This is a genomic window from Diaminobutyricibacter sp. McL0608 (assembly GCF_039613825.1).
In the GTDB taxonomy this organism is placed as follows: domain Bacteria; phylum Actinomycetota; class Actinomycetes; order Actinomycetales; family Microbacteriaceae; genus Diaminobutyricibacter.
The window spans coordinates 1,297,507-1,312,786 of the sequence record NZ_CP154826.1; the positions used below are offsets into that span (position 1 = coordinate 1,297,507).

A 15,280-nucleotide genomic window follows, 5' to 3' on the forward strand; every position below is an offset into this window, starting at 1 on the left:
CGTCCCGCTTGCGTCGGTCGCCCTGGTGGCTGAACGTCGTACTGATCTTCGTGGCGAGCCGTGTGGTCACGACGGTCATGCTCCTCGTGCTCGCGAGCGTGCAGGGTCCGAATCCGTGGACGGCGGCACACCCCGGCTACTTCGACTTCGCGGCCATCTGGGACGGCCGCTGGTACAACATCGTCTCGATCGCCGGCTACCCCGCGTCGCTGCCGCTGCTCGACGGCCATGTGAACCAGAACGCCTGGGCGTTCATGCCCGGCTACCCCGCGGTCGTCGACGTCATCGCATTCGTGACCCGATCGCCGTGGCCCGTTGCGGCCGTCATCGCCTCCGTCGCGTTCGGCCTGGGCGCAGGCCTCGTCTTCTACCGCCTTCTGCGGCTGCGGCTGTCGGCCTCGACGAGTCTGTACGCGGTGGCGCTGTTCTGCGTCGCTCCCGTCTCGCCGCTGTTCCAGGTCGCGTACGCCGAGTCGATGTACATCTTCCTGCTCGCCCTCGCTCTCTACCTGCTGATGCTCCGCCGCTACTGGTGGCTGATCCCGGTGGTCACGGTCATGGCGTTCACGCGTCCGAGCGGTCTGGCGTTCGCACTCGCACTGGGGATGCACGTGATCTACCGGTTCGCGGTCAGGGCTCGCGACCCGTTCCCGGTCGCCGATCGCGTCGCGTCGAGCGTGGTGACCGTCTACAGCGGCCTCGCCGGCCTCGCCTGGCCGGCGATCGCGGCGATCGCGACCGGCACCGTCACCGCATACACCGATACCGAGCTGTCCTGGCGCGCCCAGTACATCGGCTTCACGCATCTCGTGCCCTTTTCACCGTGGTTCGAGGGCGCCGACTGGTGGTTCACCTTCCCTCTGGGGCTCCCTGCCTGGCTCGGGAACGTCACGGTCGTCCTGCTCATCGCCCTCTATGCGCTCCTGTTGTTCACCCCGGCGGTGCGGCGTCTCGGTGTGGACCTCCGCTTCTGGCTGGCGGCCTACGGTGTCTATCTGCTCGCCGTGTTCTTCCCGCAGTCGAGCACGTTCCGCATCCTGATGCCGCTGTTCCCGCTTCTCGGTGTGCTCGCGATGCCGAAGAGCCGCGTGTACCGGGTCGCCCTCGTCGTCGTGTTCCTGGCGCTCCAGTGGGGCTGGTTGCTGATCTGCTGGGGCGTCGACGGGCTGGACTGGACGCCACCGTAACCGTGACTGGGGTAGACGGGCGATTTTCTCCGGTGTCTCCAATGACAGATAATAGAAGGACATCCACGAAAGGGGAGCTGCATGGCGGCCATGAAGCCGAGGACCGGAGACGGGCCAATGGAGGCTGTAAAGGAGGGTCGGCTCATCATCGTGCGTGTTCCGCTCGAAGGTGGGGGCCGTCTTGTCGTCTCAGTCAACGACGCGGAAGCCAAGGAGCTTCACGACGCGCTCGCGAGCGTAGTCGCACCGTCCTGACGAGCGGGGCTCCCGAAAGGGAGCCCTATTCGCTCAACTTGGTGATCCTGGAGCAGACCGTCACCGACCGGTGAGAGCGCACTGACGACGGCACCGGATGCCGCGGTCTCGGTGACGAGGGTGCGGAATCCGGTGGCGACGTCGTCGCGCTGAGCGGGGTCGGAGACCCGCCCCTTCCACAGCGCGTGCGCGACGAGGACGGTTCCGCCCGGGCGCGCGAGCCGGAGTCCGTGCTCGACGTACTCGATGACGGACTGCGGATCAGCGTCGATGAACACGATGTCGTAGGAGTTCTCGTTCATCCTGGGCAGCACGTCGAGCGCACGACCGGTGATGAGCCGCACACGATTCGCCTGGATACCCGCTTCAGTGAAGAACGTTCGGGCATGCTGCTGGTGGTCGAGTTCCGAATCGATCGACGTCAGGGTCGCGTGGGTTCCCCCCGTCAGCAACCACAGACCCGAGACGCCGACGCCGGTGCCGATCTCGACGATGCTCGACGCGTCGGTGGCTGCGGCCACCACTGCCGCCTGGGCCCCGACCGACGCAGCGATCGGCTCGATCCCGAGTTCGAGCGACTGCTGGCGCGCCCGCGCGATCACGTCGGGCTCGACGATGATCTCGTCGGCGAACTTCCAGTTGGATTCTTTGTCTGACACAGCGCTCCCAGGGGTCTACCGGCACCAGAATACGGCCCTCACTGGCAGCATTCGTGCAGGCCGCACGCGTTAGTCTGATCTGGTGTTCGGATTGACCTTCGAGAAGCTGCTCATCATCGGGGTGATCGCTGTCTTCCTGCTCGGTCCTGAGCGCCTCCCGACGTATGCTGCCAAGCTCGGACAGTTCACGCGCACGCTCCGCGACATGGCCAACGGGGCCAAGGACCGCATGCGCGAAGAGATGGGTCCCGAGTTCGAAGAGGTCGACTGGAAGAAGCTCGATCCCCGCCAGTACGACCCGCGGCGGATCATCCGCGAGGCTCTTCTCGAGGAGGAGCCGGCCCCGACCATCAAGCCGGTGACGGAGTCGGCGTACGCGCAGAGGCAGCGCAAACTGCAGTCGGGTTCGGTGCCGCCCTTCGACACCGAGGCGACCTGACCCCTGCGTGCGTGCCGGCCGGCGCGACCGGCTGTCATTTCGCCGCCGTCCGGCGCTATATCATTCTCGAATGATCGCAACAGAGCAGTTGCTCGAACGGCGCACGATCGCGCGCTACGCCATCGGTTCCCTGGGAACCGGCGGCTTCGCAACGCTGCCCGGACTCGTCCTCGTCTACTACCTCACGGACACACTCGGGGTGGCTGCGATCGCGGCCGGCCTCGTCGTCACGCTGGCCAAGATCTGGGACGTCATCATCGATCCCGTGATCGGCTCGCGCAGTGACCGGCTGCTCGCGCGCAACGGCACGCGGCGGGGGATGATGATCCTCGGAGCCACCACGCTGCCCGTGTTCTTCATCGTCACGTTCGCGGTGCCCGCCGGTGTCGCGGCCGTGCCCGCCGCCGTGTGGGTGATGATCGCCTTCCTTCTCACCGCGACGTCGTTCAGCCTCTTCCAGGTGCCGTACATCGCCCTGCCCGCCGAACTCGCGTCCGGCTACGACCAGCGCACGCGACTGCTGACCTGGCGGGTCGTCGTCCTGACTTTCGCGATCCTGCTCTTCGGTGCGGGCGGTCCGGCCCTTCGCGCGCTCGGCGGGGCCGACAAGCACGCGGGTTACCTTCTGATGGCGGTCGTCGCGGGCCTCGTCATCGGCGGGGGCATGCTGATTTCGAGCTACGTCGCACCCAAGGGCGATCCGTCACCGCTTGCAGCCGAACGCAAGGTGGGCGTTCTCGCCACCATTCGCACCAACTACTCCCAGGGGATCGGCGCTCTGCGCGAGAGCCAGCCGTTCCGCGCGCTCCTGCTCACGTTCCTGCTCCAGGGCCTCGCGACGGGAGCCATGCTGGCCGGCGCCAACTACGTCGCCACCTGGGTGTTGCATTCGGAGGACGCCGTCACCTTCCTCTTCGTTGCGCTCATCGGCCCTGCCCTCGTCGTCACGCCGCTCTGGGCGGTCATTTCACGGCGGATCGGCAAGGAGCGCGGATTCACGGCCGCGAGCATCCTGTTCGGGGTCGCCGCGCTCTCGATGGTGCTACTGATCTGGGTTCCCGGCAACTGGGTCTACTGTCCCGTCGCGCTCGTCGGCGCGGGCTACGCGGGCATGCAGTCGCTCCCGATGGCGATGCTGCCCGACGTGATCTCGCACGACGCGAAGCGAAACGGCCCGGGTCGCGCCGGAACGTTCGGCGGGATGTGGACAGCGGGGGAGACCACCGGGATGGCCCTGGGTGCGACTGTGCTGACGGTCGTGCTCGCGCTCACCGGCTATGTCGCACACACCGCGACCGTCACCGCCACGTCGGGAGAGACCCAGCCGGCAAGCGCCGTCATCGGGATCGTGCTCAGCTTCAGCCTCGTTCCGGCGGCGATCATCGCGATCAGCCTGATTCCGCTGGCGCGCTACCGACTTCGCAAGGAGGACATCGATGGTGCAGTTTGATTCCGCGGAGATCCTGGGGCGTCTCGCGGCACTCCGTGAAGGGGATGCTCCGACGCACGGCGGCCGCGTGCTCTCATACGTCTACGATTCGGGCGTGCCCGAGATCGATCTTCTCGCTGCGGACGCCATCCGGATGGTGCAGCCGGTCAACGGCCTCGACCCGACGACCTTCACCTCCGTCGCGGTCATGGAACGCGACCTCATCGGGTTCGCCCGCGGTCTCCTCCACGGCGACGACGGTGTCGTCGGGTCGATCACGACGGGTGGGACGGAGTCCTGCCTGCTCGCGGTGAAGACGGCCAGGGACGCCTGGCGGGCTTCCGGCGGCGTCGGGAGGGCGCGGCTCGTCGCGCCGACGACCGTTCACGCCGCGTTCCAGAAGGCGGCGCACTATTTCGATCTCGTCCTCGATCTCGTGCCGGTGGAGGTGGAGACCGGATGCGTCGAAGCCGACAGGATCGCCCAGCGCCTGGGTTCCGATGTGGCTCTCGTCGTCGTTTCGGCGCCGTCGTATCCGTTCGCCTCTCTCGATCCGGTGGCCGACGTAGCCGCCCAGTGCGACGATGTCGGCATCGCGTGCCACGTCGACGCCTGCATCGGCGGTCTCGTCCTCCCGTTCTGGAGCGGTCCGGACGGCGACCCCGTTCCGTCATGGGACTTCGCCGTTCGCGGCGTGACGAGCATCTCGGCAGACCTGCACAAGTTCGGGTACGCGCCGAAGGGCGCGAGCGTCCTCCTTCACCGCGACCGGGATCGTCAGCGTCTCCAATACTTCGCGACGACGACCTGGCCCGGTTACCCCGTGGTCAATCCGACCATCCTGGGTTCGAAGTCGGCCGGCGCGCTCGCCGCGTCGTGGGCCATCGTCGAGGCGCTCGGCACCGAGGGCTTCGGTGAGCTGGCGCAGTCGTGCCTGCGTGCGACGCGGGCGCTGGTCGATGTCATCGGCGACATCGAAGGGTTGCGGGTCGTCGGCGAACCCGTCGGGCCGCTGCTGGCCGTGGCGACCGACTATTCCGTTCCCGCGGACGCCCAGGTCGACCCCCATCATTGGGCGGACCAGGCACGAGCCAGGGGCTGGCTGCTGCAGCTCCAGCCCGGCCTCGTGCAGTCCGACGGGACCCGCCTGCCGCACACGACGCATCTCACCGTGACGCCGGTGACGGAGGAACGGATCGACGAGCTCGAGGCGGCCCTGCGGGGATCCGCCGCGCAGGTTCGCGGGGTCCCCGCGGTCGCCGCAGCCGACCTGCTGGCAGCGCTTCCCGCGGAGCTGGTCACGGGCGCGGCGGCAGGAGCAGCAACGCTCGACTCGGACGCCGCGCTCCAGGTGCTCAAGCAGATCGGACTCGTCGGAGTCGAGCCCGGCGAGGGCGCGGCGAGTGCGCGTCTGCCCGAACGGATGGCGCCTTTCCTGGCGCTGATCGAGGCGTTGCCGCACGAACTCACCGAGCGACTGCTCATCGAACTCCTGGCGCGGATCGTCGAGCCGCGCTGAGTCGTCCAGTCAGCTGATCGGTCGAGTCAGCTGAGCGTCACGCCCAGGCGGCGCCCGGCGAGGGAGCGCCCGCGCGTTGCGAGCCGGGCCGCGACCCGGGTGATCGCCAGCGCGGCCGGATCGTCGGGATCGCTCAGCACGATCGGGAGGCCGGCGTCACCAGCGGACCGCAGAGCGACGCTCAGCGGGATGGACGCGAGGAGCGGCACGGGTTCGGTCTGCCCGACCGACAGTCGCGCAGCGACGTCCGCGCCGCCGCCGCTGCCGAAGACCTCGAGGATCGTGCCGTCGGGCTGGGCGAGCCCGGCCATGTTCTCGATCACTCCGATGACCCGCTGGCCGGTCTGGCGGGCCACCGTCCCGCTGCGCTCGGCGACATCTGCCGCAGCGGGCTGGGGTGTGGTCACCACGACGACGTCGGCGTGGGAGAGCAACTGGCCGACGGTGATGGCGACATCTCCGGTTCCCGGCGGGAGGTCGAGAAGCAGCACGTCGAGGTCGCCCCAGTAGACGTCGGTGATGAACTGCTGGATGGTGCGATGGAGCATGGGCCCCCGCCACGCGACCGCCGCGGACGGCGAGTCGACGAACATCCCGATGGAGATGACCTTCACGTCGTGCGCCACCGGCGGCAGGATCATGTCGTCGACCCGCGTGGGCCGCGGCGCTGACCCGGACGCGTCGACGAGCCCGAGGATGCCCGGGATCGAGAACCCGTACACATCGGCGTCGAGGATGCCGACGGCAAGTCCGCGCTGGGCGAGCGCGACGGCGAGGTTCGCGGTGACCGTCGATTTGCCGACGCCGCCCTTGCCACTCGTCACGGCATACACCTGGGTGAGTGACTCCGGGCCGAACTGGGGGCGCCGCGCGGCTCGGGAGCCGCGGAGCCGTTCGGTCAGGGCGGCACGTTCGGCCGGGGTCATCACCGACACGTCCACGGCGACCTCCGTCACACCGGGAACGGAGGCCGTTGCAGCACGCACGTCGCGTTCGATCGTGTCGGCGGCCGGGCATCCGACGATCGTCAGCTTGATCGCGACACGGGCTGTACCCGAAGCATCGACGGAGACGGCGCCGACCATGTCCAGTTCAGTGATGGGCCGGCGGATCTCCGGGTCGAGCACCCGCGACAGTGCTGTGCGCACCGCATCCGCGAGTCCGTTATCGCCGTCAGGCACCGGACTGCTCGGCTTCGGCGGCATCGCGGCTGTCCAGGTCTTCGAGGAGGGCGCGCAGCTCCGCGCGAATGAAGTCCTTCGTGGCCATGTCCCGTACGGCGAGGCGGAGCGCGACGACCTCGCGCGCCAGGTACTCGGTGTCGGCGAGATTGCGCTCGGCGCGCTGTCGGTCCTGCTCGATCTGCACCCGGTCACGGTCGTCCTGCCGGTTCTGGGCGAGCAGGATGAGCGGGGCCGCGTACGAGGCCTGGAGCGAGAGCACGAGCGTCAGCGCGATGAACCCGAGCGCTGCGGAGTCGAAGCGCAGGGCGGGAGGCGCGAAGATGTTCCAGGCCATCCAGAAGATGACGAAGATCGTCAGACCGACGATGAACCAGGGCGTACCCATGTTGCGGGCGATCCACTCGGTGAATCGACCGAACCGGTCGCTGTCGCTCACGCCCCTGCGGGGGAGGACCGACGTGCGCAGCCCTTTCGGGGCGTCCAGACGGGCATCCGACCGGCTAACTCGTGCCATTTCCGACCCTCCTTCCGTTCGCGATGGGGATACTTCCTGTGCTGTCCGACGGCGCCGGGCGTTTCAGCACGTCGTCTTCGTCGTCGCGACTTCGCCAGTCGTCGGGGAGCAGGAAGTCGAGGATGTCGTCAATGGTCACCACCCCGACCAGGCGATGGTTCTCGTCCACGACCGGGACCGACACCAGGTTGTAGCTGGCGAGGATGCGCGAGACCTCGGCCGCCGACGTGTCGGCTGTGACAGGCTCCAGGCTCGGGTCGAGCAGGGTGCCGAGGCGCACGTGCGGCGGGTAGCGCAGCATCCGCTGGAAGTGCACCATCCCGAGGAATCGGCCGGTCGGCGCCTCGTACGGAGGCAGGGTCACGCACACCGCGGCGCCGAGGGCGGGCGCTAGCTCGTGGCGGCGGATGAGCGCGAGTCCCTCTGCCACCGTGGCATCCGCCGAGACGATGATGGGCTCGGTGGTCATCAGTCCGCCGGCCGTGTCGGGCGCGTAGGTGAGGAGCATGCGCACATCTTCGGCCTCCTCCGGCTGCATCAGTTCGAGGAGGTGCTCTCCGCGCTCGTCGGAGAGCTGGGCGATCAGGTCGGCGGCGTCGTCCGGTTCCATCTGGTCGAGCACGTCGGCCGCGCGATCGTCGTTGAGCTGGCCGAGGATCTGCACCTGCTCGCTCTCCGGCATCTCCTCGAGGACGTCGGCCAGGCGGTCGTCCGGAAGCTCTTCTGCGACCTCGAGCATCCGCTGCTGCGGAAGGTCGAGCAGAGTGTTGGCGAGGTCGGCCGGTTTCAGCTCGGAATAGGTGGCGATGAGCTGCTCGGCCGACTGGGCCTGGCCGGCGCTCGCCTTCTCGAGCACCTCGGACCACGCGACGAACGCGGTCGGCCCCTTGCCGAACGGCGACGAGCCGCTCTTGGGGCGGCGTACGAAGAGCTGCTCGATCGCCCAGTCACCCTGGCCGGAAGCCTGGATGGCCACGTCTTCGATGGTCGCCTCACCCGAGCCGTCGGCGAAGACGACGCGACGTCCGAGCATCTCGGCGATCACCCGCACCTCGCCGCCGCGCTGCTCGAACCGGCGCACGTTGATCAGCCCGGTCGTGATGATCTGGCCGCTCCCGATGCTGGTCACGCGGCCGATCGAGACGAACACCCTACGCTTGCCGGGGATCTCGACGATGAGTCCGACGACGCGCGGCGGATCACTCTTGCGATAGACCACCAGGACGTCGCGCACCTTGCCCACGCGGTCGCCCGCGGGGTCGAAGACAGTGCACCCGGCGAGGCGGGCGACGAAAACTCTGGAGGCACTCACAGGTAATAACTTATGCCCTCGAAGCCGGGGAACGGCGCTGGGTGAAAGAATGGTCGGATGAGCACTCAGAGCCCGTTCGGCGGCCGCGGCAGAGTCGTTTTCCCGACTCTGCCGCGCGGCGAGGTCATTGCGACCTACGAGACCTATCCCGAGGCGCAGCAGGCCGTCGACGTTCTCGCCAGGGCGGACTTCCCGGTCGCCAAGCTGTCGATCGTCGGCAGCGACCTGAAGAGCGTCGAACGGGTGACCGGCAAGCTGAGCTGGGGCCGCGTCTCGATCGCCGGAGCCGCATCCGGAGCATGGTTCGGCATCTTCATCGGGCTGCTCCTGGTGATCTTCAACCCGGCCACCAGTTACGCCTTCGTCATCGCGGCCGTGCTGATCGGCGCCGGCTTCGGGATGCTGTTCGGCGTCGTCTCCTATGCGGTGAATCGCCGGCGACGTGACTACACGTCCGTCGCCCAGGTCATCGCGTCGAGCTATTCCGTGCTCGTCGACCCAGACCTGGTCAACCGCGCGCGCAACCTGATCGCAGGAGGCGTGTCCTCTGAACCGGTTGCGCAGCCGTTCCCCGTCGCCCAGCATCCCTCGGACCCGCCGCCGGCGGCGCCTGTGCAGCCGACTCCGCCGGGACCGCCCGCCGACGGGAGCCCGCAGCATCCCTCGGACCCGCCGCCGGCGCCGCCGACTGCGGGTTAGCCCTACCGGCGGTTCGCGCCGCCCTGCACCCAGGCCTCGACATCGTCGGCCGTGCGCGGGATCGCGATCGACAGGTTCTCCGCGCCGTCGGCGGTGACGAGGATGTTGTCCTCGATGCGTACCCCGATCCCGCGGAAATGCTCCGGAACGGTCAGGTCGTCGGGCTGGAAGTAGAGACCGGGCTCGATCGTGAACGCCATGCCCGCCTCGAGCACGCCGTCGAGGTACAGGTCGCGGCGCGCCTGGGCGCAGTCGTGCACGTCGAGGCCGAGGTGATGGCTGGTGCCGTGCACCATGTAGCGACGGTGGTGCTGGTTGTCGGCTTGGAGAGCCTCCTCAGCGGTGACGGGCAGGAGTCCCCATTCCGCGGTGCGCCGCGCGATCACGGCCATCGCCGTCTGGTGGATCTCGCGGAACCGGATGCCGGGGCGCACGATCGCGAACGCAGCATCCGCCGCCTCCCGCACTGCCTCGTAGACGAGGCGCTGGGTGTCGGTGAAGCGTCCGCTGATCGGGAGAGTGCGGGTGATGTCGGCGGTGTAGTAGCTGTCGACCTCGACGCCGGCGTCGAGCAGGATGAGGTCGCCCGGCACGACCGGGCCGTCGTTGCGGGTCCAGTGCAGGATGCAGGCGTGCGGTCCGCTCGCCGCGATCGTGTCGTAGCCCACCGCATTGCCGTCTGCACGGGCGCGCCCGTTGAAGACGCCCTCGACCAGGCGCTCGCCGCGATGGTGCGCGGTGATACGCGGGAGGTCGGCGATCACGTCGTCGAATCCGCGTGCCGTCGCATCGACGGCCGCGCGCAGTTCGCCGACTTCGAAGGAGTCCTTCACCAGGCGGAGCTCGGACAGGTCGCGGGCCAGCTCGTCGTCGCCCACATGGGCCTCGACATCGGCGATGCGATCGTCGAGGTTGAGCAGCCGGAGACCGTCGACCTGGTCGGTGAGGGCGGGATCGGCTTCGCGCACGATGAGCGTGTTCTCGTCGGTCGCCTCGATGACAGCGTCGAGGTCGGCGATTCCGCGCGTGAGCAGTGCGAGGTCGCTCGCGACCTGCGCGACGGACGGACGCGGACCGATCCAGAACTCGCCGATCTCGGGGTTCGCGTAGAACTCGTCGGAATCGCGTCCGGCGCGCTCGCGGAAGTAGAGGGTCGCTTCGTGACCGTCGGCCGTCGGCTCGAGCACCAGAACGCTTCCCGGCTCGGAATCCGAGCCCCAGCCCGTGAGATGGGCGAACGCCGAGTGTGCGCGGAACGCGAAGTCGGTGTCGTTCGAACGCTGCTTGAGGCGGCCGGCAGGGATGACGATGCGCTTTCCCGGGTGGAGTCGCGACACACGGGCGCGACGCTCGGCAGCGAACGCCGCCTGCTCGCGCGCGCCGGGGAGGACGTCGGGCCGATCGGCCCAGCCGCTGCCGATGTAGTCCTTGAATCCGTCGGAGCCCGGCGTCGTCGAGCGATTGGAGGTGGCGCGGGGCTTCGGCTCGGTGGTCGCGGTCTGCTGGGACGATTCGGTGTGTGACGACATGACTCCATTCTTTCACCGACCGAGGCGTCTCTGCGGCGGCCTGCTCGGTGCCCCGTACGATGAACCCATGGGTGATGAGCGACGCTTCCGTGGTCCCATCGACCTCCACACGCATTCGAGTGTCTCCGACGGAACGGAGACGCCGGGCGAGCTCGTGCGCGCTGCGGCCGCGGCGGGGCTCGGAACGGTCGCACTGACCGACCACGACTCCACGGCCGGATGGGCGGACGCGGCTGCCGCGGTCCCTGAAGCCGGGATCACTCTCATCCCCGGTATGGAGCTCAGTACGCGGATCGAATTCGCGAGCGTGCACATGCTCGGGTACCTGTTCGACCCGCTCGACTCCGCGCTCGCCGCCGAGACCGAGCGCATCCGGGTCGGACGCCTCCGCCGCGCCGAAGAGATGGTCCGGCGGATCTCCGAGGACTACGACATCACCTGGGACGACGTGGTTGCGCAGACCACTGTGGGCGCCACTGTCGGACGCCCCCACATCGCGGACGCCCTCGTCGCACGCGGACTCGCACCCGACCGCAGTGCTGCGTTCGCCGGGATCCTCCACTGGCGAGCGGGCTACTATCAGCCGCACTACGCTCCGGACCCGCTGACCGGCGTGCGTCTGATCCGCGAAGCCGGCGGAGTGCCCGTGATCGCGCATCCCGGCACCCGCGGGCGGGACAGGGTCATTCCGCGGCACCGACTGGCCCTTCTCGTGGACGCAGGCCTCTTCGGGCTCGAGATCGACCACCGCGAGAACACGCCGGACGGCCGGGAGAGACTGTACGAACTGGCGAAGCAGTTCGGGCTCCAGATCACGGGATCGAGCGACTACCACGGCTCCGGAAAACCCAACCGCTTCGGGGAGAACACCACCAAACCCCCGGTTCTCGACCTCATCATCGAACAAGCGACAGGCGCGGCGCCCTTCTACGCCTCCTGAGAAACGCGTCGTAGCCTGAACGGGGCGCAAAGCGAACGGAGGCTGCAGGTGAGGGGACGATCCCGGATTGCCGTTGGGCTGATCGTCGCCGCGCTGCTCGCGGTCGGAGGCGCCGTCCCGGCAGCGACCGCGGACACGAGTTACCCGAGCTGGGGCGACGTGCAGGCAGCCAAGGCGAGCCAGGCCGCCACGCAGGCGGAAGTCACGAAGATCAACACCCTCCTCGGTGGTCTCCAGAAGGCGGCGAACGCTGCCGCCGACCTTGCGATCAGACGCGCCGCGCAATATGCCAAGGCCGAGGCCGACCTCGCCGCGGCCACCGACAAGGCGGTGCGGCTCGCCGCGAGCGCCGCAGCTGCGGCCGCATCCGCTCGCTCCCTCAAGACCGAGAGCGGAGCGCTCACCGAACAGCTGTCGCGCATGAGCGGTGCCGATCTCACCATCCATCTCTTCCTCGACGGATCCCGACCGACCGGCTCGTCGGATCTGTTGTACCAGCTCGGTGCGATGGCGAGCCTGACGAGCCGCGCCGGTGACCTGTTCACCAAAGCCCAGCAGCAGCAGAATCTCGCCGCGTCGCTGAGCGGCGATGCCAAGGCGGCCGAAGCCGCGCGGACGTCACTGGCGGCGCAGGCCCAGAAAGCCCTCGCTGCGGCAAAAGCGGCGCAACAGGCTGCGGATGCCGAACTGGCGACGCAGCGGACGCGCGCGAAAGTCATGTACGCGCAGCTCGCATCCCTCAAACGCACGACCGCTCAGGTCGAGCAGAAGTACGCAGCGGGCGTCGCGGCGCGTGCAGCGCTGGCGCAGCAGCAGGCGAGCGCCGGGGGAGGAGCGGACGGCTTCGCACCCCCGCTCGGCGGTGTCGTCGTGGATCCCGCCGGAGCGCAGGCCTATGCGCAGAGCCGGCTGCCCTCGTTCGGCTGGGGTGGCGAGCAGATGTCGTGTCTGGTGCGCCTGTGGAACCAGGAGTCGGGATGGCGCGCTGACGCGTACAACACCTCGAGCGGCGCCTACGGGATCCCGCAGTCGCTGCCCGCGAGCAAGATGTCGACGGCGGGACCGGACTGGCAGACCAACGCGCGCACCCAGATCAACTGGGGTCTGGACTACATCTCCCGGGCCTACGGCTCGCCCTGCGGAGCGTGGAACCACGAGGTCGGCTACAACTGGTACTGACCGGCGTGACCCCGGCGAACCGCTAGCTCGCGGGTGTCGCCGAGGCTGCTCCTCCGCTGCGACGACGCGTGCGGTTACGGCGACGCGGTGAGCTGTTGCCGTCGTGGTGCTGGGCGCCGCCGCCGTCGTGGGTCCCCGAGGCCGCGTGCTCCGTCGGTGCCTGGCTGCCGTCGTGCGACGGAGCGCCGGCAGCCGGGCGACCACCACGGGTGCGCGAACGCGATCGGTTCCGGCCGGCGCCGTCGTCGGTGCGCGTTCCCTGCGATTCGCGGGGCGGGCGCGACGACCCGGACGATTCGGTCTTGACCGCGGGCGTCGACTTCAGTCGGCCCTTGGCTCCGGCCGGGATGTCCAGGTCGGAGTAGAGGTGCGGCGACGACGAGTACGTCTCGGTCGGCTCGGGCTGCCCGAACTCCAGGGCACGGTTGATCAATGCCCACTTGTGCAGGTCGTCCCAGTCGACGAAGGTCACGGCGATGCCGGTCTTGCCCGCGCGCCCGGTGCGTCCCGCGCGGTGCAGGTAGGTCTTCTCATCTTCGGGGATGGTGTGGTTGATGACATGGGTCACGTCGTCCACGTCGATTCCGCGCGCAGCGACGTCGGTGGCGATGAGGATGTCCTTCTTGCCGGCCTTGAAGGCGGCCATCGCCCGCTCGCGCTGCTCCTGGTTCAGATCACCGTGGACGGCGGCCGCGTTGAAGCCGCGGTCGCCGAGCTCTTCGACCAGCTTCGCGGCTGCGCGCTTGGTGCGGGTGAAGACGACCGTCTTGCCGCGACCCTCGGCCTGGAGGATGCGCGCGACCACTTCGTCCTTGTCGAGCGCGTGGGCGCGGTAGATGAGGTGCTTGATGTTCGCCTGGATCTGGCCCTCGTCGGGGTCGGTGGCGCGGATGTGGATGGGTCGCGTCATGAAACGGCGGGCGAGGGCGACGATCGGCCCCGGCATCGTCGCTGAGAACAGCATGGTGTGGCGGGTGGCCGGCGTCTGGGCGAACAGCTTCTCGATGTCGGCGAGGAAGCCGAGGTCGAGCATCTTGTCGGCCTCGTCCAGTACCATCTCGCGCACGTTGCCGAGGTTGAGCAGGCGTTGGCTTGCAAGGTCGAGAAGGCGGCCGGGCGTGCCGACGACGATCTGCGCACCGGCCTTGAGCTGCTCGATCTGGCCCTCGTAGGCCTTGCCGCCGTAGATCGCCACGACCTGGGTCGAGCGGTTCTCCGCCGCCTGCGACAGGTCTTCGAAGACCTGGACGCAGAGCTCGCGGGTGGGGACGACGACGAGAGCCTGGACGCCGGGTGTCGGCTCGAGCCCGAGGCGCTGGATGATCGGGAGGCCGAATCCGAATGTCTTGCCGGTGCCTGTCTTGGCCTGGCCGATGATGTCCTGCCCGTCCAGGGCGAGGGGGATGGTCTGGGCCTGGATGGGGAACGGTTCGATGATCCCCTTCGCTGCCAGTGCGTCGACCATGTCCTGGTCGATGTTGAGATCGGAGAAAGTCACGAAATGATGCCTGTCGGTTAGGTCACGAAGGTCTACGCCGTCTTCTTCACAGGCGTAGGGCCGTCGATCCCATGCCGACGGCACTCACAGCCTACTTGATGCTCCTGAACAGACGGCGATAAGGGGACGCATCCCGGCGGCCGGAAGAACGCGCATCCGCCCTCGCTACACTTGCGTACGTGTCAACCTGGTACTCGCGCCGCCGTCCATTGGTCGAGCTTCCTCGTCTCAAGCCGCGGCCGGAGAAGCCGCCCGCGACGCGTGTGGACCTGCACGAGATCGCACCGGAGCTCCTGCCTTTTCTGGGCCAGGCCGCCTACCTGCAGCTCGAGGCGTTCCAGACCCTTTCGCGCGTGGTGGGCGAGGTACCGGATCTCGAAGCCAAGGAGAGCATCGGCAAGGCGGCGGGTTTCGCGCTGGCGAAGCACCAGGGCCTGGTCGCCGAGATCCGGCGACGCGGCGACGACCCCTCCTACGCGATGCAGCCGTTCGCCGATGCGATCGACGGGTTCAGCGTGATCACGACCGGGGCCGACTGGCAGGAGACCCTGCTCGGCGCGCACCTGACGGCCGGGCTCCTGGACGACTTCTTCATCCGCCTGTCCGCCGGCCTGCCCGGCGACTTCGGGCCGAGGGCCGCCCAGCTGCTGGGCCTCGACTCCGGACAGGACCAGGTCGTGCGGATTCTGCGGGCCGAGATCGCGGCCGACCCACGGCTCGCATCACGGCTGGCGATGTGGGGGAGGCGGCTCGTCGGAGACACGCTTCTGGTCGCGCGATCGGCCCTCCACCTGTCGGGCAACGCGCGCACCGACGACGAGCAGACCGAGCCCATCTTCACCGAACTGATCGCCGCGCACACCCGGCGGATGGATGCGCTGGGACTCACGGCCTGACCGGCTCCCCGCCGGAGCGGCTGGAAGTCGGAGCGGCACGT

At 68.6% G+C, this 15,280-nt stretch carries 15 protein-coding genes; 9 read left to right on the forward strand and 6 right to left on the reverse strand.

The genetic code is table 11. The features are described from left to right. The first annotated feature begins 8 nt into the window (after nt 1-8). A complete protein-coding gene (locus AAYO93_RS06005) occupies nt 9-1,187 on the forward strand; it encodes a hypothetical protein (RefSeq protein WP_345764094.1) in 1,179 nt (392 codons plus the stop codon). Nucleotides 1,188-1,268: 81 nt separating this feature from the next. Continuing rightward, entirely contained in the window at nt 1,269-1,442 is a 174-nt protein-coding gene (locus tag AAYO93_RS06010) for a DUF3117 domain-containing protein (protein WP_271178167.1), read from the forward strand. Here the strand turns inward: AAYO93_RS06010 and AAYO93_RS06015 are convergent. After that, complete coding sequence (locus AAYO93_RS06015) at nt 1,406-2,101, reverse strand: O-methyltransferase (RefSeq protein WP_345764095.1); 696 nt, start codon at nt 2,099-2,101, stop codon at nt 1,406-1,408. The two genes, AAYO93_RS06010 and AAYO93_RS06015, sit on opposite strands and share 37 nt — an antisense overlap. Before the next feature lie 82 nt (nt 2,102-2,183). Between AAYO93_RS06015 and AAYO93_RS06020 the strand changes: the two genes are divergently transcribed. The 3 genes from AAYO93_RS06020 to AAYO93_RS06030 all read left to right on the forward strand — a co-directional run bounded on the left by AAYO93_RS06020 (nt 2,184) and on the right by AAYO93_RS06030 (nt 5,488). Continuing rightward, entirely contained in the window at nt 2,184-2,540 is a 357-nt protein-coding gene (locus AAYO93_RS06020; RefSeq protein ID WP_345764096.1) for a sec-independent translocase, read from the forward strand. A gap of 70 nt (nt 2,541-2,610) precedes the next feature. Further along, a complete protein-coding gene (locus AAYO93_RS06025) occupies nt 2,611-3,990 on the forward strand; it encodes an MFS transporter (protein ID WP_345764097.1) in 1,380 nt (459 codons plus the stop codon). Further along, nucleotides 3,977-5,488 carry a pyridoxal phosphate-dependent decarboxylase family protein gene (locus AAYO93_RS06030; RefSeq protein ID WP_345764098.1) on the forward strand — a complete coding sequence of 504 codons (1,512 nt, stop codon included), beginning with the start codon at nt 3,977-3,979 and terminating at the stop codon, nt 5,486-5,488. Before AAYO93_RS06025 ends, AAYO93_RS06030 begins: the two co-directional genes overlap by 14 nt. A 26-nt stretch (nt 5,489-5,514) precedes the next feature. On the opposite strand, the gene AAYO93_RS06035 is transcribed toward AAYO93_RS06030, so the two are convergent. From AAYO93_RS06035 to AAYO93_RS06045, 3 genes are read right to left on the reverse strand one after another with little or no spacing between them, the layout of a single operon-like run. Then, entirely contained in the window at nt 5,515-6,693 is a 1,179-nt protein-coding gene (locus AAYO93_RS06035; protein WP_345764099.1) for an Mrp/NBP35 family ATP-binding protein, read from the reverse strand. Continuing rightward, nucleotides 6,662-7,186, reverse strand: a complete 525-nt coding sequence (locus tag AAYO93_RS06040) for a DUF1003 domain-containing protein (protein ID WP_345764100.1) — start codon at nt 7,184-7,186, stop codon at nt 6,662-6,664. Before AAYO93_RS06040 ends, AAYO93_RS06035 begins: the two co-directional genes overlap by 32 nt. After that, nucleotides 7,173-8,498 (reverse strand): magnesium transporter MgtE N-terminal domain-containing protein, encoded by a 1,326-nt coding sequence (locus AAYO93_RS06045; RefSeq protein ID WP_345764101.1) that lies wholly within the window; start codon nt 8,496-8,498, stop codon nt 7,173-7,175. The genes AAYO93_RS06040 and AAYO93_RS06045 overlap by 14 nt, the downstream gene beginning before the upstream one ends. 57 nt (nt 8,499-8,555) lie before the next feature. Between AAYO93_RS06045 and AAYO93_RS06050 the strand changes: the two genes are divergently transcribed. Continuing rightward, nucleotides 8,556-9,197, forward strand: coding sequence for a general stress protein (locus AAYO93_RS06050; RefSeq protein ID WP_345764102.1), 642 nt, complete (start codon nt 8,556-8,558; stop codon nt 9,195-9,197). Between the two features lie 2 nt (nt 9,198-9,199). On the opposite strand, the gene AAYO93_RS06055 is transcribed toward AAYO93_RS06050, so the two are convergent. Continuing rightward, on the reverse strand, nt 9,200-10,726 hold the full coding sequence (locus AAYO93_RS06055) for an aminopeptidase P family protein (RefSeq protein ID WP_345764103.1): 1,527 nt from the start codon (nt 10,724-10,726) through the stop codon (nt 9,200-9,202). Between the two features lie 67 nt (nt 10,727-10,793). On the opposite strand from AAYO93_RS06055, the gene AAYO93_RS06060 reads away from it, so the two are divergent. Together AAYO93_RS06060 and AAYO93_RS06065 are read left to right on the forward strand one after the other, a co-directional pair. Continuing rightward, nucleotides 10,794-11,666 (forward strand): PHP domain-containing protein, encoded by an 873-nt coding sequence (locus AAYO93_RS06060; protein ID WP_345764104.1) that lies wholly within the window; start codon nt 10,794-10,796, stop codon nt 11,664-11,666. A gap of 48 nt (nt 11,667-11,714) precedes the next feature. Next, the gene (locus AAYO93_RS06065) at nt 11,715-12,845 is read left to right on the forward strand and encodes a hypothetical protein (protein WP_345764105.1); all 1,131 of its coding nucleotides are present in this window, start codon (nt 11,715-11,717) and stop codon (nt 12,843-12,845) included. Between the two features lie 22 nt (nt 12,846-12,867). On the opposite strand, the gene AAYO93_RS06070 is transcribed toward AAYO93_RS06065, so the two are convergent. Continuing rightward, nucleotides 12,868-14,343: a DEAD/DEAH box helicase gene (locus AAYO93_RS06070; RefSeq protein ID WP_345764106.1), complete on the reverse strand. Its 1,476-nt coding sequence runs from the start codon at nt 14,341-14,343 to the stop codon at nt 12,868-12,870. 179 nt (nt 14,344-14,522) lie between these two features. On the opposite strand from AAYO93_RS06070, the gene AAYO93_RS06075 reads away from it, so the two are divergent. Then, nucleotides 14,523-15,239 (forward strand): ferritin-like fold-containing protein, encoded by a 717-nt coding sequence (locus AAYO93_RS06075; RefSeq protein WP_345764107.1) that lies wholly within the window; start codon nt 14,523-14,525, stop codon nt 15,237-15,239. The last annotated feature ends 41 nt before the right edge of the window (nt 15,240-15,280 follow it).